The organism is Salinibacterium sp. NG22, from assembly GCF_015864925.1.
Taxonomy (GTDB): Bacteria; Actinomycetota; Actinomycetes; order Actinomycetales; family Microbacteriaceae; genus Rhodoglobus.
In genome coordinates, this window is sequence record NZ_JADYWG010000002.1 from 449,122 (window position 1) to 470,510 (window position 21,389).

Annotated in this window: 21 protein-coding genes and 1 tRNA gene; 7 read left to right on the forward strand and 15 right to left on the reverse strand. The window is 61.6% G+C overall.

What is annotated here, in order from left to right; genetic code table 11:
• Positions 1-6: 6 nt before the first annotated feature.
• Positions 7-288, reverse strand: a complete 282-nt coding sequence (locus I6E81_RS11680) for a DUF4244 domain-containing protein (RefSeq protein ID WP_197107891.1) — start codon at positions 286-288, stop codon at positions 7-9.
• A gap of 104 nt (positions 289-392) precedes the next feature.
• On the reverse strand, positions 393-551 hold the full coding sequence (locus tag I6E81_RS11685) for a hypothetical protein (protein WP_197107893.1): 159 nt from the start codon (positions 549-551) through the stop codon (positions 393-395).
• A 1,004-nt stretch (positions 552-1,555) separates the two neighbouring features.
• Here I6E81_RS11685 and I6E81_RS11690 point away from each other — a divergent pair.
• Entirely contained in the window at positions 1,556-1,948 is a 393-nt protein-coding gene (locus I6E81_RS11690) for a hypothetical protein (protein ID WP_197107894.1), read from the forward strand.
• A gap of 61 nt (positions 1,949-2,009) precedes the next feature.
• On the opposite strand, the gene I6E81_RS11695 is transcribed toward I6E81_RS11690, so the two are convergent.
• The 6 genes from I6E81_RS11695 to I6E81_RS14575 all read right to left on the reverse strand — a co-directional run bounded on the left by I6E81_RS11695 (position 2,010) and on the right by I6E81_RS14575 (position 8,251).
• Positions 2,010-2,627, reverse strand: a complete 618-nt coding sequence (locus tag I6E81_RS11695; RefSeq protein WP_197107896.1) for a hypothetical protein — start codon at positions 2,625-2,627, stop codon at positions 2,010-2,012.
• Between the two features lie 169 nt (positions 2,628-2,796).
• Positions 2,797-4,224, reverse strand: coding sequence for an N-6 DNA methylase (locus tag I6E81_RS11700; protein WP_197107903.1), 1,428 nt, complete (start codon positions 4,222-4,224; stop codon positions 2,797-2,799).
• Positions 4,225-4,475: 251 nt separating this feature from the next.
• Positions 4,476-4,769: a DUF4244 domain-containing protein gene (locus I6E81_RS11705; RefSeq protein ID WP_231604153.1), complete on the reverse strand. Its 294-nt coding sequence runs from the start codon at positions 4,767-4,769 to the stop codon at positions 4,476-4,478.
• 104 nt (positions 4,770-4,873) lie between these two features.
• Positions 4,874-5,791: a type II secretion system F family protein gene (locus tag I6E81_RS11710; RefSeq protein WP_197107913.1), complete on the reverse strand. Its 918-nt coding sequence runs from the start codon at positions 5,789-5,791 to the stop codon at positions 4,874-4,876.
• Positions 5,788-6,876, reverse strand: coding sequence for a TadA family conjugal transfer-associated ATPase (locus I6E81_RS11715; protein ID WP_197107921.1), 1,089 nt, complete (start codon positions 6,874-6,876; stop codon positions 5,788-5,790). The genes I6E81_RS11710 and I6E81_RS11715 overlap by 4 nt, the downstream gene beginning before the upstream one ends.
• 106 nt (positions 6,877-6,982) lie before the next feature.
• Positions 6,983-8,251, reverse strand: a complete 1,269-nt coding sequence (locus I6E81_RS14575) for a LuxR C-terminal-related transcriptional regulator (RefSeq protein ID WP_197107923.1) — start codon at positions 8,249-8,251, stop codon at positions 6,983-6,985.
• A 93-nt stretch (positions 8,252-8,344) separates the two neighbouring features.
• On the opposite strand from I6E81_RS14575, the gene hxlB reads away from it, so the two are divergent.
• Both hxlB and hxlA read left to right on the forward strand, forming a co-directional pair.
• Positions 8,345-8,926, forward strand: a complete 582-nt coding sequence (gene hxlB, locus I6E81_RS11725; protein ID WP_197107925.1) for a 6-phospho-3-hexuloisomerase — start codon at positions 8,345-8,347, stop codon at positions 8,924-8,926.
• Between the two features lie 98 nt (positions 8,927-9,024).
• Positions 9,025-9,648, forward strand: coding sequence for a 3-hexulose-6-phosphate synthase (gene hxlA, locus I6E81_RS11730; protein WP_197107927.1), 624 nt, complete (start codon positions 9,025-9,027; stop codon positions 9,646-9,648).
• Positions 9,649-9,746: 98 nt separating this feature from the next.
• Here the strand turns inward: hxlA and I6E81_RS11735 are convergent, their stop codons facing one another.
• Positions 9,747-10,169 carry an organic hydroperoxide resistance protein gene (locus tag I6E81_RS11735; RefSeq protein ID WP_197107929.1) on the reverse strand — a complete coding sequence of 141 codons (423 nt, stop codon included), beginning with the start codon at positions 10,167-10,169 and terminating at the stop codon, positions 9,747-9,749.
• Positions 10,169-10,660 carry a MarR family winged helix-turn-helix transcriptional regulator gene (locus tag I6E81_RS11740; protein WP_197107931.1) on the reverse strand — a complete coding sequence of 164 codons (492 nt, stop codon included), beginning with the start codon at positions 10,658-10,660 and terminating at the stop codon, positions 10,169-10,171. Before I6E81_RS11740 ends, I6E81_RS11735 begins: the two co-directional genes overlap by 1 nt.
• Before the next feature lie 328 nt (positions 10,661-10,988).
• On the opposite strand from I6E81_RS11740, the gene acs reads away from it, so the two are divergent.
• Positions 10,989-12,953, forward strand: a complete 1,965-nt coding sequence (gene acs / locus I6E81_RS11745) for an acetate--CoA ligase (RefSeq protein WP_197107933.1) — start codon at positions 10,989-10,991, stop codon at positions 12,951-12,953.
• A 69-nt stretch (positions 12,954-13,022) separates the two neighbouring features.
• Here the strand turns inward: acs and I6E81_RS11750 are convergent, their stop codons facing one another.
• Together I6E81_RS11750 and I6E81_RS11755 are read right to left on the reverse strand one after the other, a co-directional pair.
• On the reverse strand, positions 13,023-14,540 hold the full coding sequence (locus I6E81_RS11750) for a UDP-N-acetylmuramoyl-L-alanyl-D-glutamate--2,6-diaminopimelate ligase (protein ID WP_197107935.1): 1,518 nt from the start codon (positions 14,538-14,540) through the stop codon (positions 13,023-13,025).
• Complete coding sequence (locus I6E81_RS11755; protein WP_197107937.1) at positions 14,537-14,998, reverse strand: RidA family protein; 462 nt, start codon at positions 14,996-14,998, stop codon at positions 14,537-14,539. Before I6E81_RS11755 ends, I6E81_RS11750 begins: the two co-directional genes overlap by 4 nt.
• A gap of 215 nt (positions 14,999-15,213) precedes the next feature.
• On the opposite strand from I6E81_RS11755, the gene I6E81_RS11760 reads away from it, so the two are divergent.
• From I6E81_RS11760 to I6E81_RS11770, 3 genes are all read left to right on the forward strand, one after another.
• Positions 15,214-17,766 (forward strand): transglycosylase domain-containing protein, encoded by a 2,553-nt coding sequence (locus I6E81_RS11760; RefSeq protein ID WP_197107946.1) that lies wholly within the window; start codon positions 15,214-15,216, stop codon positions 17,764-17,766.
• Positions 17,763-18,728, forward strand: coding sequence for a metallophosphoesterase (locus I6E81_RS11765; RefSeq protein WP_197107948.1), 966 nt, complete (start codon positions 17,763-17,765; stop codon positions 18,726-18,728). The genes I6E81_RS11760 and I6E81_RS11765 overlap by 4 nt, the downstream gene beginning before the upstream one ends.
• 28 nt (positions 18,729-18,756) lie before the next feature.
• Positions 18,757-18,830: transfer RNA gene (locus I6E81_RS11770), tRNA-Pro, on the forward strand.
• A gap of 92 nt (positions 18,831-18,922) precedes the next feature.
• On the opposite strand, the gene I6E81_RS11775 is transcribed toward I6E81_RS11770, so the two are convergent.
• Genes I6E81_RS11775 through I6E81_RS11785 form a run of 3 tightly spaced genes read right to left on the reverse strand, consistent with a single transcriptional unit; the run spans position 18,923 to position 21,343 of the window.
• Positions 18,923-19,588 (reverse strand): thymidine kinase, encoded by a 666-nt coding sequence (locus I6E81_RS11775; RefSeq protein WP_197107950.1) that lies wholly within the window; start codon positions 19,586-19,588, stop codon positions 18,923-18,925.
• Positions 19,588-20,271 (reverse strand): response regulator, encoded by a 684-nt coding sequence (locus I6E81_RS11780; protein WP_197107952.1) that lies wholly within the window; start codon positions 20,269-20,271, stop codon positions 19,588-19,590. The genes I6E81_RS11775 and I6E81_RS11780 overlap by 1 nt, the downstream gene beginning before the upstream one ends.
• Positions 20,258-21,343 (reverse strand): hypothetical protein, encoded by a 1,086-nt coding sequence (locus I6E81_RS11785; protein ID WP_307784149.1) that lies wholly within the window; start codon positions 21,341-21,343, stop codon positions 20,258-20,260. The genes I6E81_RS11780 and I6E81_RS11785 overlap by 14 nt, the downstream gene beginning before the upstream one ends.
• Positions 21,344-21,389: the final 46 nt, after the last annotated feature.

Here is a 21,389-nt window from a genome sequence, read left to right on the forward strand (position 1 = left end):
GTTCGATCACGCCGGGATCGAGAGCGCATTGCGCACAAGGTCAGTGAGCATGCCGCGCACCTCTCCGGAACGGAGAATCACGACGAGCAGTCCGGCGAAACCGACGGCGGCCAGAGTGGTGATGGCGTATTCAGCGGTTGCTGCGCCGCGCTCGGAGCGCAGGCGGGTGCGCACGCGGGCACGGAATTGGCGCGCACGTAGCGATATCTCCGCGTCGCCGCCGAACCGGAGGCGGCGGGCACGGCCCGGTTCGAGAGTGGGCAAGGGAACAAGGTGCGGATCATTCATGAGGTACTCCTTCGTGCGCTGTCGCGCAGTCTGCGGCCGAGTGATTCCAGCCTGCCGAGCGTGGGAGTCTCGCGACCCAGCGCGGCCCGATGTGTGGAACATCGCTAGAACCCGGCAACGGTGGATGAGATGACCGCGACCATGAGCGGCAGCACTCCGAGCACCATGAAGGCCGGGAGCACGCAGAGCCCGAGCGGAAGCATGAGGCGCACCGAGAGCGCTGCGGCACCAGCACGAGCAGCAGCGTCTCGAGAACCCAGCACGCGTCATACAAATTCATTCAACGCCGTAGTTCGAGGCACTGTTGGTGCCTCGCAGAGCAGGGCGCTCGTCCGCCCTCTCGTCGACCGGTGTCGCAGCTTGCGTCCTTGGCGCGGGAAAGAGACTGGCGAGCGAAACGAATACGTCGCCGCCGGAGGCACGACACAACCCGCCCAGTGAAAGCCCGGAGCCCGTATAGCGCCCGATAGCTTGTGGCACACCCATCCGCGCCCAGACAGTCGCTTCGTGCGCAAGTGCGAGACCACCGACTTCCTCGTATCTGAGGATCGCATCGCCCGCTTGCCCGAGCCAGACACGCCAGAACTCTTGACGGCGAGGCGAGACGCCAACATATCCGGGTCCTGCGCGCGGCCAGGTTCCTGCTCGGCCACCACGACGAGATCCATATTCTGATCAGCTCGGGCTTCCGGACTGACGGCGAGACCGCGCGAACGCTGAACGACCACGTCAACCAGAGGAACACCATCGACGGTCAGGTCGCTCGCGGTGTGTCTATCGAAACCTCACCGTATTTGTCGGGGCGACACCCAAACGTGGCGGCACGACAACAAGTGCTCTCTTGCGTGCCGCTGTCTTGTCACAGCGGCGCTGACGATCGTCGACATCCGCTCGCGCAGGTTCGATTGGCAGATCACGAGGCTGGCGGCTACTGCGACCCTTACCATCGAGGGGCGGGGCCGCCCCGTTTAAACAGGGCGTCAGTTCTCGAGCAGGTCGACGATGCTGTGTGCTTCCTATTCGACGCAAACGAACTCGACGTGGACGCCATCAATAGCCGCCCACGCCGGCGGGCAGTCAACACCACACTAGGCACACGTCCGGCAGCTCTCACCCTCCGACAGCATCAACGACGTGATGCTTGGCACACTTGTTAGTCCCCTACTCTATGCCTCGCAAATACACCTATGCACACGCGACGCTGTGCTGCCTACAGCCGACGAGAACGCGATATCCTGAACAGAGACCCTGATCGAAAGGCTCGAACATGGATGAATGCCACCACGGTATGGACCCTGCATGGTGCGCGACTTGCAGCAACACCGACGACACCTCGGCCAGCCGTAGCGACTCGCATGGCTTCCACGGCGGCGAAACCAAGCAAGACGTACTCAACGATGTCACTCGAATGCTTGGTATGCGCTCACGGCAGGTATCGGTCGGGTCCAGTCTCCCGAGTGACGTATTCGCAGCTGCCGCCTTGCGAGTCGGCGTTGCCGCGACAGGGTCCATGCCCGAGGTCCTCGAGCGCATAGTAGCCAAAGCGGGCCATGAATACCATTCGAACTTCGACTCGCGCGGATCCCTTTCGGGTGGCGGTTCTACCGTCACTCTCGAAGGGATCCAGGCGCTTCGCTCGACGCTTCGCACTCTGCTATAGCCCCGGCATTTTAAGAAGCGCTCCTCTGCCACACGCGAGAGCGCAACTTCATCGAGGGGTGTCAGGACACGACCTGGTCAACTGCCTTCTTGAACTGCTCATCCGTAAGCGCTCCCTGATCGCGCAGAACCACCAAGTTCTGAATCTCCTCAACCCGGTTGCTCGTCGAAATCGGCGAGGACTCCAGGAAGGGCTTCGAGAGGATCGGGAAGTGATCCGGCGACACTACCGACTTGATGAAGGCGAACGGATCAGCGCTGGCGCTCCCGCTGTTGATCGCCACCTCGAAGGGAATGAAGTTGGCCGGGTTGTTGTCTCGAAACTCCTTCACTGCTTTCCCAGTGAGGACCAGCGCATCGTTGGTCCGTGTCATCTGATCGCGCACCCCGGTGTGAATCGAAGGATCCACGAGAACCGCGCCATCCAAATAGGGTGCGACGAAGAGAGTTGGGTCCGCCCACGTGGCACTCGCGCCGTCCCCCATGAAGTTGGTCAAGCGGATCTGCGACGAGGACTTCGAAGCACTCGCCTTGACGCTCCACAGACCGCGAGCCTGCGTCAGAAGATCGGCGAGGTCGAAGCCGTTGGCGTTATGACCAGCCGGAGCAGTGAGCACCCCTGCAGACCACGCTCCGGCCGCTACGATCCACTCAGCACCGCCCCCGAACAGGAACCGCATGCCACGATCTGACGGATTCGCAGCCGTCAGGAGAGATGCGAATGCGAACTCGATCTCCCGCTTGACCGCTCGGTTGCTCTGGAGATGCTCGCGCAGGCTGTCGAACTCGCTATTCCCGGACCCCTGTCCCACCATCGATCATCACCCTCTCGGCGCTCTGTCGTGGTAGTCAGTATATGGGGAGAGGGAACATGCTGCTGGCATACAACAGGCGGAGATCGTGCCCCCCGGGTATCGTGAGGTTGTTGAGCGCTTCAACGAGCATCGGTGAGTGCTTGACGTTCTCGTTCTCTCGCCCAGCGTTGATCTTGACGACGAGATTGTCGCGCTCCGACTCCCACAATGCGTCGAGCACCCACTGCGGGGACCGAACAACCGGCACGGGTGTCGACATAAGGACACGTCGAGGAAGCGTGACGCCGCCATCAAGCGCCCGCCACCAGAGGTACGGGATCGACGAATTTAGAGTCAGAGCGGCACGATCCCTGTCAGCTTCGTTACCGAAGTACAACGTCGCCTTCGATCCTCGGTCCAGAGAGCGTCGCGTCGCCGAGATGTAGTAGCGAGGAGTCAACCCCACGTCGAGCGACCACGACGTCTCACGGTTAACAACCAGATCGGCGATGGTCTCATCGGAGGCGACGAGATCGTCCCAGATACGCTCCATCCCAGGGCTAATCTTCGCCCACTCTCCATGAGGCCCCTTGCGGCGGGGAGCGAGGAGGCCGCTGCACTCCCGAAACATGAGCCCTCGCGTCGCCGACGTCCACCGAATAATCGGAGTCACCTGCCAAGCCGTCAGTGTTGGCGCGCAGACAGTGATCGCGGCGCGGACGAAGTTCGTCTTTGAGGTGTTGTTTGAGCCGAACTTGTAGCCCCGGAAAAGCGTGTCGGGCACGTTGTCGAAAGCATACAAACGACCGCCGTTGAAGTGTGAGTCGACCACGTTCCGCAGCGACTGGAACTTGGGGGCCGCAAGGTACGAAGCCGGAGTGACCGAAATGAAACCCTTTGACGACTTCGCCACCTTCTCGAGAAAGTACGCGAAGAGATCCCGGGCAGGCGCTGTCTCGAACCCGTCACGCATGTCCGTCCGGGCATACGGCGGATTCACTATTACGTAGTCGTGCGCAGGCAGCTTCGTACTCGACAAGAAGTCGCGACGCTTTGACCGCGCGCTCAGTGAGCGCACGGCCTCTTGGTCCCCGATATCAGCCCAGTCGGCACTGATGATCGCCACGGCCGTGCGCAGCGCGATTTCATCCGTGTCGATCAGAACGAGACAATCTCGCACGAACGCGCCCGGCGCGCCCTGAACACTAGCAAGATGCCATGAGAGGTTTCCCACACCGCAGCAGGGATCGAGCCAAACGCCTTCATCGAAGTCGGCTGACTGCTCCGCCATGAACCGAGCGGCGTCATCCGGAGTGAAATACTGCCCAGCAGATTTGCGGTCTTCTCGATCGATAAGTGCGAGAAGAGCCTCGTAGCAAACTCCGACCTCACCGATGGTCAATCCCGCGAGGTAGTCTTCCGCCCCGGGCTCGACGCCAAGCACCTCGTTCAGCGCGTCCGCGAGATCCGGTCTAGATGTCACCGTTCTTGTGGCAACGGCTTCCAGCCACCGCTGGCGAATCACCTTGGCACTCGCATGTGAAACGGTGAGAGCGTGGATAACTCGGCTCACGCGCGATGCAGAGAACGTCACGCGTCGAGCGTCACGAGTGTCCTCTACTCTTCGTCCGATCGATCCGGGCAGGGTCATCTTTCACTCCTAATTAGTGATTTTAGCTGTTAGCTACATTACCGAAATTTCAGGCCAGTGAACTTCGCAAACTGTGATGTCGACTATGAAATTGTTCGGCACAACCGAGCACGATAACGCCCCTGAAGCGCGGTGACCTCTCGGAGAGAACGGCTCCCGTGCCCGCCACTACCGAGAACGCTTTTCACTTTTTCTGCGGCAAGAGTGGTGATTGCATATTCGGCGGTTGCTGCGCCGCGCTCGGAGCGCAGGCGGGTGCGCACGCGGGCACGGAACTGGCGCGCACGTAGCGACATCCCCGCGACGCCGCCGAACCGGAGGCGGCGGGCACGGCCCGGTTCGAGAGTGGGCAAGGGAACAAGGTGCGGATCATTCATGAGGTACTCCTTCGTGCGCTGTCGCGCAGTCTGCGGCCGAGTGACTCCAGCCTGCCGAGAGCGGGGGTCGCGCGACTCAGCAGGGCCCGATGTGTGGAACTCGGTTAGAAACCGGCAACGGTGGATGAGATGACCGCGACCATGAGCGGCAGCACTCCGAGCACCATGAAGGCCGGGAGCACGCAGAGCCCGAGCGGAAGCATGAGCCGCACCGAGAGCGCTGCGGCGCCAGCACGAGCTTCCGCGTCGGCCGTCAGCCGCACCTCGTCGGCTTCGGCCCGCAAGAGTTCAGCGGCAGGCACTCCGGCCTCCTGAGAGAGTTGCAGCACCTCGTCGAGGTGGGTGCCATCCCCGGGCAACCCGAAGCGTTCCAGGGCCTGCGTCACAACAACTCGCGCCTGCACGAGTGACCCGCCACCCGAGACCGCAACGGCCATCAGTTCGCACTCAAGCCCGGGTGCTGCGTGCGTGGGCGTCGCCGACCGCACGAGCCTGTTGTTCCACCTCACAGCGATCACGATGAGCCCGCCGCCGACCACGAGACACCCCCACCCGATCGGTGTCGTGAAGAGCACTCCCAGGGTGTCGAAACCCAGTAGCGCTCCAAAGATGAGCCCGACGGCGGGCAACGCCAAGACCATGCGCGCTGTGGCGACGGGGGCAGCGAGGGCCGTGGCTACTTCGCGCTGGATGTGCACGAGCATCCGCAACGCCCGCGCGTGGGTTCGGAGCGCACCGGCCAGCGGGGCCCCGACTTGACCGGCGACAAACCAGGCGGCGGCAAGCGAGTTCCACGCTTGCCGATCCAACGCTGGCAGACCAGCGGATGCCCGGGAAATACGTTCTGGCGCCCCTCCCGGATCGCTGCCTTCCACCGCTACCGCCGCCGCCACGCTTGACGCGGCGCGGCCGCGCGCGACGTGCTGCCACGCCGAAGTGGGAGTCAGCCCTGCGTGCAGCAGTACGGCCAGCCGTTGGGTGATGCTGGCGACGTCGGGCAGTTGCGATGGCGGGCGTTTCATTCGATTTCGGCGATCGCGAGGCGGTCATTGTCGTCGAGCACGAGCCGGCCAAGGTGGGTGAGGCGTCGACGGCCATCGATGCGATCGACGTGCAGTACCGCACCGATGGCGCTGACGGCTTGGCGGGCGATGGCGGTCGCGTCTAATCCGGCGAGCGCCCCTAACGCTTCGAGCCTGCTTGGTACGTCTTTCAGCGAGTTGGCGTGCAGCGTGCCGGCACCGCCATCGTGGCCGGTGTTGAGCGCGCTCAGGAGTTCGCGGATTTCAGCGCCCCGACATTCGCCGACGACGAGCCGATCGGGGCGCATTCGCAGAGCTTCGCGCACCAGCGCGGGCAGCCCGTAGCCGCCGGCGCCTTCGAGGTTGGCTTGACGCGCCTCGAGCGATACAAAGTGTGGGTGTTCGACGCGCAGCTCCGCGACATCTTCGATAGCGACGATGCGTTCGGTGTCGGATGCCGCCGCCAACAGTGCGCCAAGAAACGTGGTTTTTCCGGCTCCCGATGCGCCCGAGATGAGCACATTCTCCCTCCCGTCGATGAGGGCTTTCACTCGCTGCAGCGGCACCTCGTTAAAGAAGCCTGCGAAGTCGAGTTCTGCTAGCCCCAACGGTTCTCGGCTGGGCACACGGATTGAGAGCAGGGTGCCGGTGGCGGAGATGGGAGGGAGAACAGCGTGTACGCGCACCCCACCGGCGAGCCGAACATCCACACACGGAGTCGCTTCGTCGACATGGCGCCCACCGAGATTAATGAGGCGGATGGCGAGCGCACGGAGATCTGCTTCGGTCATGCCGACATCGCCGACGAGCTCGAGCCCTCCGCCACGGTCGATCCAGACATTCTGGGCGCCGTTGACGAACACGTCGGTGGTGTTCGGGCGCCCAACGTAGGGGGCTAATGGGCCGAACTCGTGGAGTGCCCGCGTCATTGCATCCCCGGTTGCCACCCCAGAGCCGAGGCCAGCGCCGCCACCCGCTCCAGGAACGCCCCGCGCCTGTGCACTGGCTGTAGGGATGGCCTCAGCCGTAAACCGTCGCCGAGCAACGAAAGGAACAATGTCGGGGTGCGAAGGAGTCGTAGTCACAGGGCAACGCTAAGGAGACTCCGACTGCAGTTTCGGCGGCACAACCGCACTCGTGCCGAACGGCGACTCCCCGACTTTGTTGGGGAGAAGTGCGCAGGAAAACGAGTCAGCGATAGGCCGAAACGAGCTCAGCCCGGTTCGAGACCCCCGCCTTGCGCAGCAGGTTCGCCACATGAAACTTCACCGTGTTCTCGCTGATGGACAGCGAGAGCGCGATGGCTTTATTGCGAGCACCCGAGGCAACCAGCTCCAGCACCTCGGCTTCCCGTTGAGTGATCTGCCACTGCACGCTGGGCGAGCGATCGAGTCCTTCAGCGCTCAAGGGCAAAACCACCGAAATTTCGGAGCCCCATCCTGCAGTGCCGTTCACACTCAGCCGACCACGAAGAGCATCCGCCCTTTCAACAAGTTGCCGCACCGCGGGGTCTTCCACTGCCAGCTCGCCAGGCCCGTCATCGCGAATGCCAATCAGCAGATTCTCACCGTCGCAATCCCACTCCACTCGCAACCGAGCGACTCCCGGTTGGTCGACGAGCGCAAGCACAGCGCCACGAACGATCGCTCGGCCAGCGTGGGCGACTTCGCCCGGCAATGCGCGACCGTTGGCGGGTGGTTCCACAAATTGCACGTCAAGGCCTCCGAACCGGGCCAAGGGCCGCAGGTCTGCTTTGAGGCGCGCGAAAGCGCGCGCAACCGGCTCCTCAGCCAAACTGCGATCCCGATCAGACACCGCCCGCAGATTGACCATCGCCGTAGCTGCCAGCTCGGTAGCTTCCTGGCGCGCCGTCTCATCCGACGCACTACGAGAGCGCAACGTCGCAAGAATTTGTTCCAGAGTCGTGGAGTGCGCATCGGTGAGATCGGCAATGACCTGGGCACGGTCCTGCGATGCCATCCGCGAATCCCGAAGATAGTCGGGGCTTGCAACGGCAACCTGCTGCTGGATGCTCACCGCCACCAATCGCCACAGAGACGCGATCGTCGCCAACGCCTGTTCCTGTGATTGCCCACCAGATACGAGCACAGGATCGGTGAGGACGAGCAGCGAACCGGTCGGCGCAATCCACACCGCTGCGGGGCGCTCGTGGCGGGCAACTACCGCCGTGATTCCCCACACCGGATGCCCGACGCTCGACACTGTCTCACGCACGGCGTCGAGTTCGGCGATGCTCACGTGATTGGTGATCGAAGGATCACCCGCTTTCTTCTGGGGGCGCCCGGTGCAGTCTTCCGTGAATATCAATAGAGAGCTGTGCCCCACCATGGGCGCGAGCACAGCAGAAAATGCGCTCGCAATCTGAAGTAGCGAACGTGACACCACCGAATGGGCGGCATCGAGGAGGTCAAGGGAACTGGCGTTACTGAGAGCAGTCACTCCCCCATTTTAGGCATGACCTACCCGTTCGGATAGGGAAAACCGGCCAAAAGGTGGGCTGTCTGCTGCCCAAACGGGTGGCACAGTGAAGTAATGGCCAGCAACGACACCACTACGGTTTCCTCCGCAATCGCACTTGTTCTCGCGGAAAATACCCGCACCAGCACCGCAATCGCCCGCGACGACTCCGAGGCAGTGCGATCAGCAATCGACCTCCTCAGCGCCGCATCCCGAGTGTTCGTGCTCGGCTCTGGCCGCTCCGGACTGGCCCTGCGGATGCTCGCGATGCGCCTCATGCATGGGGGCCTCACCGTGCACGTCGTTGGCGAGGTAACGACTCCCGCGATTGCTGCTGGGGATGTGCTTCTCGCAGCAAGCGGCTCGGGAACGACCGCCGGCATCATCCGCTCAGCAACGACTGCGAAGGAGGTTGGCGCTCAGGTCATCGCCATCACCACGGCAGCGGACTCGCCTCTGGCGCAGCTCGCACAGGTCGCCGTGATTATCCCCGCCGCACAAAAACAAGATCACGGGCACACTCGTTCGGCTCAATACTCCGGCGGATTGTTCGAGCAGTCGTTGCTGCTGCTTGGCGACGCACTTTTCCACGTGCTGTGGCAAGAGTCCGGCGCGACCGCCGAAGAGCTGTGGCCGCGGCACGCCAACCTCGAGTAGCAGCAGCAGCGGCTGCACCCCTTTACCGACTTCCCCGTCGGCCGATTCCCCTCGGCCGATTCCCCTCGACCAACTCCCCCATAAAGAAAGAGAACTCAATGAAGCTTCAAGTAGCGATGGATGTACTCACCACAGAAGCCGCCCTCACTCTGGCCGGCCAGGTTGCTGAGTATGTCGACATCATCGAATTGGGCACACCGCTCATCAAGCACGAGGGTCTCAGTGCCGTGCGCGCCATCAAGGATGCGCACCCCGACAAGATGGTCTTCGCCGACCTGAAGACGATGGATGCCGGAGAGCTCGAAGCCGACATCGCATTTTCTGCAGGCGCCGACTACGTCACCGTCTTGGGCACCGCCGGAGATAGCACCATCATCGGTGCCGTGAAGGCGGCGAAAGCCCACAAGAAGGGCATCGTTGTTGACCTCATCGGCGTAGCTGACAAGGTCACTCGCGCGAAGGAGGTCACCGCTCTTGGTGCCGTTTTCGTCGAGATGCATGCAGGACTCGATGAGCAGGCGGAACCCGGATTCACCTTCGAGACGTTGCTCAATGACGGTGAAACCGCGAAGGTTCCGTTCTCGGTCGCTGGAGGCATCAACGCCTCCACGATCGCAGCGGTGCAGCGTGCCGGCGCGACCGTTGCCGTTGCCGGGAGCTCGATCTATAGCGCAGCCGACCCAGCGGCAGCAGCCGCCGCCCTGAAGGCCGCAATCCTCTAGTAAGCACACTATGTAGAGAGCAGAAACGAGGGGGCGCCTACCGGCACCCCCTCGTTGTGGTTAAGCGCACGAACGCGTTACGACGCGCCCGCTGACGATTAGTCCTGAGTAACGGTGACGGTTACCTCGATGTTGCCGCGAGTGGCGTTGGAGTAAGGGCAAATCTGGTGGGCGGCATCCGCAAGCGCTTGCGCTTTCTCGTGCTCGAGTTCGGGGATAACCACCTCGAGGTCAACAGCGAGTTTGAATCCACCGCCGTCGATCGGGAGAAGGTGCACAGCACTACCCACGGAGGAGTGCTCGATGGCGACTTTCTCGTTGCGCGCCACCAACTGCAGCGCGGAGTGGAAGCACGCGGCGTAACCGGCGGCAAAGAGTTCTTCGGGGTTGCCACCGTTGCCAGATCCACCCATCGATTTCGGCACAGCCAAGTCGAGGTCAACGGAGCCGGATGTCGTAGCAACGTGGCCGTTGCGCCCGGCGCCAGTCGCGAGAGCCTGTGCGGTGTAGAGAGCTTCCATTAGTTCTGCCTTTCAATGACATGAGCTCCAGCAGCAGGTGCTGTGGAGAGGTTGGTGGTGACCTGATGAAGCGTCGACAGTGTTGACGTGAATTCGGGGAGCGTAATGCCGGTGGCCTCGGCGATGCAGCCGGGAATGTGAGCGAGTTCCTCGCGCAACGCACGACCAGCAGCAGTCAGCGACACTATGACGCGACGTTCGTCAGATTCTGATCGCTCGCGCGTGACGAAGCCGCGGTCTTCTAACCGCCGGATCAGCGGCGAGGTAGTGCCGAGGTCGAGCATGAGGCTTTCCGCGAGGCCGCTCACCGTCGACGACCGACGTTCCCACAGGAGAATCAGGACCAAATATTGCGGGTAGGTCAGCCCCCACGGCGCCAAAAGCGCGGTGTAGCGACGATTCGTCGCCCGAGCAGCGGCATAAAGGCCGAAGCACAGCATGGTGTCGAGGGCGGATGAAGCCGATTCTGTCTCGTTCTGTTCGTCATCCATTCAAGAAGCTTTGCACACAAATTAATCGTGCACAAAGCACTACAAGGAACTGCCAGCATGGGCCGGGCTCCAGCCTGCAACGTGCCTGCGAAACGTGCCAACACAACTGGCCGTTAAAGAGAGAGGGGCGGCGCCCATTGGGGGGAAAGGGCGCCGCCACAGCGGCCGACGATTGGGGGGAATCGTATTGGCCACTTGCTGAACTTACGCTCAGCGACTTTCAGTGTAACGCAACGGTATGGGGGTGCAACGGAGGTTCTAGAATCGGTGGAATACTTTCAGAAAGCACGTGGTCGAGAAATGCAATCACACGATCGAAGAGGATCAAATGCCTAGTAATTCCATTGACAGTCTTCTGCACGAATCACGCCGTTTTGCCCCGTCAGAGGCCTTTTCTGCGGCTTCCGAGGCAAGCGCTGATCTCTACACTTCAGCTAAAGAAGACCGGGTTGAGTTCTGGGCCGATAAAGCGCGTGAATATGTGCACTGGCACAAGCCGTTCACAGAAACACTCGATTGGTCTACCCCACCCTTCGCCAAGTGGTTCGCCGACGGCGAGCTCAACGTCGCCTACAACTGTCTCGACCGTCACGTGCTCGCCGGCAACGGTGACCGCGTCGCCATCCACTGGGAGGGTGAGCCCGGCGATAGCCGCAGCATCACCTACGCCGAACTGACCGCAGAGGTCAAGCGCGCGGCCAACGCCATGGCTGCCCTCGGCGTGGGCCAGGGCGACGTTGTCGCCATCTATATGCCCCTCGTTCCCGAGGCCGTTATCGCGATGCTCGCGACGGTTCGCCTCGGCGCAGCGCACTCTGTCGTTTTCGGTGGCTTCAGCGCCGAGAGCCTGCGCAGCCGCATCGACGACGCGAGCGCCACACTTGTTGTCACTGCCGATGGCGGCTGGCGCAAAGGTAAGGTCTTTCCCCTCAAAGCGGCAGTGGATGCCGCACTCGCCAACGGGGAATCCAGCGTCACCAATGTGTTGGTCGTCAAGCGCGGCGACAACGAGGTGGAGTGGACCGAGGGTCGCGACCTGTGGTGGCACGATCAGATTGAGGCAGCGGAGCCCGAGCACGAGGCGCAGGGGTTCCCTGCCGAGAACCCTCTCTTTGTGCTCTACACCTCAGGCACAACAGGTAAGCCGAAGGGCATCCTGCACACGAGTGGTGGGTACCTCACGCAGGCTGCGTTCACCCACAAGAATGTCTTCGACCTGAAGCCAGAGACCGATGTCTATTGGTGCACGGCTGACGTCGGTTGGATCACCGGCCACACGTACGTCACCTACGGTCCGCTCGCGAACGGTGCGACTCAGGTGCTCTACGAGGGAACCCCTGACGCCCCCAACCCGGGCCGCTGGTGGGAGATCATTCAGAAGTTTGGGGTGAGCATTTTCTACACGGCGCCCACCGCCATCCGTTCGTTCATGAAGGCCGGGCGTCAAATCCCCGAGCAGTTCGACCTGAGCTCGATTCGCGTGCTTGGTTCGGTGGGCGAGCCCATCAACCCTGAAGCGTGGATTTGGTACCGCGACGTGATCGGTGCGGGCACCGCTCCCATCGTTGACACGTGGTGGCAGACCGAAACCGGCGCCATCATGATCGCCGCTCTGCCGGGGCTCACGACGTTGAAGCCGGGTTCAGCCCAGGTGCCCATTCCGGGCATCAAAATCGACATTCTGGGTGAAGATGGCACTCGCGTCGATCCGCCCAACGGTGGGTTGCTCGTAGTTTCCGAACCGTGGCCCGCCATGCTGCGCGGCATCTGGGGTGACCCTGAGCGTTTCAAGGAAACCTACTGGTCGAAGTTCGCGCAGCTCGATGGCGAACAGTACTTCGCCGGTGATGGTGCCCACGTTGACGAAGATGGCGACATTTGGCTGCTCGGCCGCGTGGATGACGTCATGAACGTCTCCGGCCACCGTCTGTCGACGACCGAAATCGAGTCCGCTCTCGTCTCGAACCCGATCGTGGCAGAAGCCGCTGTCGTCGGCGCCGCTGACGAAGCGACCGGTCAGGCAGTCGTCGCGTTCGTAATTCTCAAGTCGAATCAGGAGCACGCTCAGACCGCCGCCGAGGCGAGCGCCCTCTTGCGTCAGCACGTTGCGAAGGAGATTGGGGCGATTGCTCGCCCCCGCGAAATCTTCATCGTCGCCGAGCTGCCCAAGACCCGCTCGGGCAAGATCATGCGCCGCCTGCTGCAGGATGTCGCGGAGGGCCGTGAGATCGGCGACACCACCACCCTCGCCGACACCACCGTGATGCAGATAATCTCCGACAAGCTCAACTAGCTCTCGAAGCAACGACGAAGGCCGGGTCCCGCGGGACCCGGCCTTCGTTGCGTTACAACTGAATTCTCGCTACTTCGCGCGCTCCTTGAGCAAGCGAATAGCGGTGTCGATGTCGCTGAACGGCACTCGCTCATTGCCGACAATTTGGTACGGTTCGTGACCCTTGCCCTGCAAGAGCACCACGTCATCCGGATTCGCTGCATCAATCGCATAGGCGATAGCGGTCGCCCGGTCGCGAATTTCCACTACCCGCTCTGGGTGTTCGAATCCGGCGCGAATGTGGTCCACAATCTGGTCACCATCTTCGTTGTGCACATCGTCGTCGGTAACCACGATTACGTCAGAGGCGTCTTCAACGATGCGAGCCATCACCGGGCGTTTGCCCGGATCACGGTCGCCAGTGGCGCCAAAGACGGTCACGATGCGGGTATGGCCCGAATCACGCAGAGCCGTGACTGCCTGACGCACCGCATCGGGCGTGTGGCCGGCATCAACTACAACCAACGGCAGTTGGTCGTTTTCGCGGATGCGGGTCATGCGCCCCAACACCGGCTCGAGCGGCGCCAACACCTCGGCGATCGTTCGCGGCTCGATGCCTTGTGCCCACAACACCGTCGCGCAGGTAAGCAAGTTGTCTACGTTGAAGCGCCCGATGAGGCCGCTCGAGACATGATTGCTCTCGCCTTCGATCACGAGATCGAACTCGAGACCCTCGGTGGTGAGCTGCACGTTGTCGGCACACACGCTCGCTTCGGCATGGCCGTGCGACGTCATGCCAATGGCCCGCACTCCTGCCGGAACGGTGTGGTGAAAATGGTTTTCGGCGGCGGCATCGTCAAGATTCAGCAGAGCCGTCTGGATGCCGGGCAGCGTGAAGATCTTCGCCTTCTGCGCCGCGTACTCCTCCATCGACCCGTGATAGTCGAGGTGATCGCGAGTGAAGTTCGTGAACGCCACAATGTCGAACGCGACACCGTCTACTCGGCGTTGCTCAAGCGCGTGAGAACTGACCTCCATGGCGACGTTCGTGACGCCGGCACGGTGGAAGTCATCCAAGAAATGGTGCACCGCAGTCACTTGGGGGGTCGTCATCCCCATGTTGATGCGGCGTTCGCCCGTGATGCCAGCGCCCAACGTTCCGATGGTCGCCGACGTCATTCCGAGCCGCTGCCACGCTTGCGTGAGCAAGTGAGCGGTAGACGTTTTACCGTTCGTGCCCGTGATGCCAACCATCGCCATCGAAGCGGATGGATGCTGCACAAACGCATCCGCCATCGTGCCGATCACGTCGCGCAGGTTCGCAATCGCGAACACCCGCTCATCGAGGTCAACACCCTCGGCCGCCTGCGCGTCCACGAGCACCGCAACCGCGCCCTGGGCCAGAGCAGCATCGATGTACGGCAGGGCCGACGACGCACTCGTGCCGATGGCCATAAACACATCGTCCGCGCCAGCCTCTCGGCTGTCTTGCACGAGTCGACGCGCCTGCAACACAACGCCGGCATGCGTCGGATCCCACGCACTCAGATCTAGCGAACGAAGCGGCGCATTCTCTCCGGCTTGGCCGGACTGCCAGACTTCGATCACGCGAACTCGAACACGAACTCGACCTCAACAGGAGAATCGAGCGGCAACACCGCAACACCAACAGCACTGCGAGCGTGCGTGCCGATCTCGCCAAAAATCTCGACCAAGAGCTCAGACGCTCCGTTGATCACACCGGGCTGGCCGGTAAAGCTGGGGTCGGATGCGACAAAACCGACAACCTTGACCACGCGCGTGATGCGGTCGAGAGAGCCGATCGCACCCCTCGCGGCAGCAAGGCCGTTCAGTACACAAGTCTTGGCGTACTCCTGTGCAGCAGCAGCATCCACCTCGGCACCGACCTTGCCTGTGGCAGGAAGAGCACCGTCGACCATGGGAAGTTGGCCCGACGTGTACACCAGGTTTCCAGAAACCATTGCTGGCAGATAGGAGGCAAGTGGCTTTGAACTTTCTGGAACCGTGAGGCCCAGCTCTGCGAGCCGCTGATCAAGCTGTGACATTACTTATTCTCTTCCTTGATACGTTTGAAATAAGCGACCGGGCCCCCTTCAGGGCCGGTACCGACCTGCACAAGCTCCCAGCCCTCAGATCCCCAGTTATTGAGGATTGCGGTGGAATTGTGCACCATCAGTGGTGTTGTCAAGTACTCCCATTTAGGCATATTTGCGGCTCCCGTTCAGCATGGCGTTATCAATGATCCCCTACTCTTGATCATATGTCTGCCCAAAAAACTCCGCGTCGCGGCATCTTCTCGGCTGTAGCCGGATTGATCAGCTTCAGTGTCCTCTCTGGCGTGCTTGTCACAGCCATGGTTGCTCCCGCGCTCGCCGTCACTGGCATCACCGCCACAAGCACCATCGGCATCTTCGATGGGCTTCCCGATTACCTCGAACTCGACCAGCAGCCTGAACGCAACACGATCTACGCCCAGTACACGGGCAAGGGCAATGTTGACGGTTACCTGCCTATCGCAACCATCTATGACCAGAACCGCCAAGAGGTCAGCTACGACGAGATTTCCGAGTTTGCCGTAGAGGCCGTCGTCGCCGGTGAAGACCGTCGTTTCTTCGATCACGGCGGAGTCGACCTCACGTCGCTCGTGCGTGCGGCTGTGGGCAACTTCGTTTCTTCGGGAATCGAGAGTGGTGCATCCACGCTCACGATGCAGCTCGTCAAGAACACCTACATTTCGGAAGCAGAATCCCTGCCAACCGAAGATGAGCGCTCGGCCGCGTATCTCGCCGCCACGAGTCAGTCTTTCGACCGCAAGCTCAAGGAAATGAAGCTGGCAATCGGTCTTGAGAAGCGGTACACGAAGAAGGAAATCCTGACCGCGTACCTCAACATCGCCAACTTCGGCAACGCGACGTACGGAATTCAGGCTGCGGCGCAGCGCTACTACAGCGTTGACGCGAAGGACCTCACTCTTGAGCAGTCCGCAAGCCTCATCGCCATTGTGCAAGAGCCCAGTATTCGGAACCTGTCGGATCCTGAGTACTACGCGGCCAACCAAGACCGTCGCGACGTAATCCTGAGCGCAATGCTCGACGTCGGCTCCATCGATCGCGAACAATACGACGAAGCCGTCGCCATTCAGGTCGACGAAGAATCTGTCGACCTCTCGGCCCCGAACAACGGTTGCACCTCGGCCTACAAGTACGCCAAGTGGTTCTGCGACTATGTCGTCAAGAGCGTTCCCGACTTTGAGTTCCTCGGCGACACCGTCGACGAGCGCAATGAGAGCTGGAAGCAGGGCGGTTACAAGCTGTACACCACTCTCGACCTCGATGCTCAGATTCCTTCACAGAAGGCAACCTGGACCTACGCGCCCAACAACGAGACCGCCTTCAGCCTCGGAAGCGCCACCTCCACGGTTGAGTCCGGCACCGGACGAGTGCTCGTCATGGCCGAAAACAAGCTCTTCAACGACACCCTCGACGGTGGCGGCATTGAGAGCACAGCCGTGAACTACAACACCAGCTATGAGTACGGTGGATCGAGCGGCTTCCAGCCTGGATCGACCTACAAGGTCTTCACCCTGATCGAGTGGCTGAATCAGGGCAAGGGCATTAACGAGCGCCTCGAAGGTACCGCTCGCGACATCCCTGGCTCTCAGTTCCTCGACAGTTGCAATGGCCCGTATGGCGGCACCGTCGAATTCGGCAACAACGCGAACGAATCCGGAATTTACACGGTTGCCGAGGGCACTGCCGAGTCGATCAACGGTATTTTCTTCTCGATGGCGACCCAACTCGACCTCTGCAACATCCGTAACGTCGCCGCCAGCATGGGTGTCGAGCGAGCCGATGGCGCCGAACTGGAGAGCTTCCCGTCGTCGATCATCGGTACTAACGATGTAACCCCGCTCAGCATGGCTTCCGCCTACGCCGCAATTGGCGCTGGCGGGCTCTGGTGCGAGCCGATCATCATCGACAAGGCCATCAGCGCGAGCAACGCCGACCTTGGTGGTCAGGAGCAGAACTGCCGCCAGGCAATCTCACCTGAGGTCGCTGCAACCACGGCCTACGTGCTCACTGAGGTGCTGAACCGCGGTAACGCTGCGTACTCCGACCCCAATGACGGCATCCCGATCTTTGGTAAGACGGGAACCACCGACGGCGCTGTACACACGTGGATGGCCAGCGGAACAACTCGCTACGGCACGGCAACCTGGGTCGGAAATATTTCCGGATTCCAAGACATCAGCCAGGTCTACTACGCCGATGTTCAGGGCTACCGCCTGCGCCACTACATCACGCGTGCCACCGACGGCGCCCTCAACATCAAGTACCCGGGTGGCGCGCTGCCCGAGCCTGACTCCAAGCTGCTGACCGGCTCGGGAACTGAAGTTCCTGACCTCACTCTGCAGTCGCTGGAACAGGCCAAGTCAGTGCTCGAAAGCCTCGGCTTCTCATTCAGAGATGGCGGCGAAGTCGACTCCGAGTTGCCTGCCGGACAGGTCGTCAGGACGAGCCCCGGTGCCGGCACCCAGTCCGCAGCCGGCGCCACCGTCACCGTCTACACCAGCAAGGGCAACAAGGTGAAGATTCCGGATGCGGTAGGAGACGGTGAATCGAACGACTTCGCGACCGCGCAGGGCATCCTCAGCAGCTCTGGATTCTCGAACGTGAGCCAGTCCTGTGAGGAAGTATCGCCAGGCGATCCGAGCGACGGAAAGGTCACAGCCTCTAGCCCGTCGGCGGGCACCTTCGCCAAGACGAGTACGACGATCACACTGACCGTCGCGCAAATTCTGCCCTGTCCATGAGTCGACGTATCTCCCCCACAGCTACCGCACTCGGTGCGGTAGCTGTGGCAGGGGCCGCCGCGTTCGCGTGGGGCTCGCTAGTGGAACGCAATGCGTTCACCGTTCGACACGAGATCCTTCCGATTCTCGACCCGAGCGCGCGTGACATCACGGTGCTGCACATCTCCGATTTGCACATGGCTCCGTGGCAAACCCGCAAGCAGGACTGGGTTCGCGAGCTCGCACTCTACGAACCAGACCTCGTCATCAACACCGGCGACAACCTCGGTCACGCCAACGGCATCACGGGCATCAAACGCGCTTTCGAACCCTTCGCCGGTGTGCCGGGTGTGTTCGTGCACGGCTCGAATGACTATTACGGTCCCCAGTTCAAAAACCCGTTCACCTACTTCACCGGACCGTCGTCTGGGCATCGCCCTGTAGAACACCTCGATACGGATGCCCTCAACGAGTATTTCGAAGACGAACTCGGCTGGCTCTCGCTCAATAACCACGCGCGGGCGATCGAGATGCGCGGGTCACGGCTCGAACTGTTCGGCACGGCAGATGCGCATCGCGGCTGGGAGCGCCTTGACCGGCTTCCCGCCAATGTCGAAGAGATGCGCGAGAACGTGGGCTGGGCGGATGACCCGCACGGGCCCGAAACGGTCGCAATCGGTGTGACCCACGCGCCCTACCGTCGCGTGCTTGACGCTCTCGTCACTAACGGAGCTGACGCCATCTTCGCCGGGCACACCCACGGAGGCCAAGTTCGGGTCCCTGGCATGCCTGCCCTCGTGACCAATTGCGACATCCCTCGCGAGCAAGCGAGCGGCCTCAGCATCTGGCACCACTTGCGTCGTGCTGCGTTCCTCAACGTGAGCGCAGGCCTCGGAACATCGATTTATGCGCCCGTTCGCTTCGCTTGCAAACCAGAAGCGGTGATAGTGACTCTCACCGCCGGAGATATCGGCTATTCTTGATCTATCGGTCGCGCAAGTGACCGATGATCGGGGTGTGGCGCAGCTTGGTAGCGCGCTTCGTTCGGGACGAAGAGGTCGTGGGTTCAAATCCCGCTACCCCGACAAACTGCAGTATGTACAACGAAACGCCCTCCTTCGGGAGGGCGTTTCGTCGTTAACAACTTCACGGCACGGCGGCTGTGCCGTCGCCAGCCTTACGAGAAGTCGGCGTCAGGCGCGCTTCCGTAGCTGAACTCGATCTTGGGGCGCCAGCCGCTATTGAGAACGCCTCCGCTCTCTTCGAGGTAGCAGGCTCCGCACAGCGACTGGTAGCCGACATCCACCCCATCGATCGCGACTTGGTCGCCATCGAAGATGAACTGATCCCCGACCGTGCGGGCGTTGAAGACTGCTTTGCGACCGCAGCGGCAAATGGTCTTGAGTTCCTCGAGGGAGTGCGCGATTTCGAGCAAACGACGGCTGCCAGGGAACGCCACCGTCTGGAAGTCTGTGCGGATGCCGTAGGCCAGCACCGGAACCTTTTCTACGATGGCGATGCGGAGCAAATCATCGACCTGGGCCTCGGTAAAGAACTGAGCCTCGTCGACGAGCAAGCAGCTCACCGGCAGCCCAGTCTTCTCGAAGACACGGGCGCGTTCGCGGGCAAACACTTCGTACACGTCATCGGTGGGTGAAATGGTGAAGTCGACCTGACGAGTCACCCCCAAACGCGAAATGATCGCGTTGTCGCCCTTGGTGTCGATGTGCGGCTTCGCCAGCAACACTTGCTGATCGCGCTCTTCGTAGTTGAAGGCGGCCTGCAGCAACGCGGTGCTCTTGCCACTGTTCATAGCTCCGTAGCGGAAATACAGTTTGCTCATCAGCGTAGAAATCCATCCTCAGCAGCCCGACGAATCAGGTCAGCCTTTTTACTTGCCGGCCGGTTGGCCTTTGCGTACTTTTCGCGCACCCTCCGAAGATAGGTCTTTGCCGTTTCGTATTGCACATTCATACGCTCGGCGACCTGCGGTGTGCTTAGTCCAGAAGCGTACAGGGTGAGGGCGTCAGCCTCGCCAGCGCTGAGCTTCGGCTTCGACTGGTCCGCCGAGCCTGAGGGCAGCGGGCGCCAGTCGTGCTGCTGCGAACCTTCGCCCTCGACGCCCATGATCTGGCGGGCGGCATCCATCACTTCATGCATCGGCAACGACTTCGAGAGGAAAGTGGCCGCACCGGCCGCCAGGGCCCGATCACGGGCTTCACGACTATCGAGGCTGGAGAGCACAATCACTTTGGCTCCCGCCGCGCGACACGTGCGTACACGGGCTTCGATCGAGACGGGCTCTTTCAACTGGAAGTCGAGAAAGACCAGCTCGGTGGGAAAGCGATCGCTGTGCACGAGTTCAAGCCACGTGCTCGCGGTGAGCACCACATCAAAGTCTGGTGCGTTGTTCGTGATCCAGCTATTGAGGCTGTCGAGCAGCACCTCGTGATCGTCGAGGATCGCAAGGCGAATGGGCGGCCTGTCGCCGAGGTGAGCGCTGAGGTGGGTCTCAGGGGGTGTCATAAGTGAACCTTACGGTTAGTGAGGGCGATCGATAGGAAATACGAAGTCCGGTGAAGACGACGCGCAATACTGCGAGATAGGGCGCCAGTGATGAGCGCCACGATGATTCGGAGGAGGTAATGACGCCCGTTACGGTGATCGCCGCCCCGACTTTGGTCTTTTCGATGGAGAGACGCACGCTCTGCCGATCAATTTCACCACCGGTCGCGACGGCCAGCACAGCAGCACGCAGCGCTGTGCGCTGATGGGGCGTCATCGCTCCCGCTAGGCGATGAGGGTCGTACACGCGATTGCCGTCGTCGAGAGAACCGAAAGAGCTGGCGACCACGGATTCGAGCCAACTACGGTTAACTTCAGCAACCATGAGCTCGCGAATGGATTCCGAATACTCGGCCGCCCGGGCACGGTCCTCGGGCGAGATAATTCCGCGCTGAGCTAGTTCGGCAAAAAGCGGCACAATGTCGCGGTTCAGAATGGTCACTCTGTCCTGCTGCACTGAACGGGCAACGCCCTCGTGTTGCCGTCTCAACTGACGCGTTGTTGCTCGTTGAGCGCGAGACACCCAACGCTCATGAGTTCGGATGAGCGACCGCACAAACGCGGCGCCGCCCAAGGACATCGTGAGCACGGGGGTGACGGAATAGAGAATCACGATCATCGCTGGTGCATGGACATCTGACACTGACGATTGCACGAGCGCAATGAAGCCCGTAAAGATGGAAGCCACTACCCCCATCGTCACCAGCTCAGCGATGGGCCGATACGGCGCGAGCGCCATGCAGGCAACTCCGATGAGGAGCGGCCCCCAGAAATCAGTCACCACTTCCGCTGAGCTTCCCAGCGATGCCGAGCTGAGCGCGAAAGCAATAACCAAAAACCCAATCACTGCGGCGTGCAGTCCTCCACTGAAGGGGGCACGGAGCGGGCTAGTACCGACGATGAGGCTCAGCGACGACAGCGCTATGAAGACTAACGCCAGGTTGGCGAAGAGGGGCTGCGCGACAGTTGACGCGCTAGCCCAGGTCATCACAGATCCGAAGGCGAGAAGACCGACCCCGGCAACTATGCTCACTGGGCGCCCGTCGAGGGTTCCGAGGGGATCGAGTTGCTGGATCGAT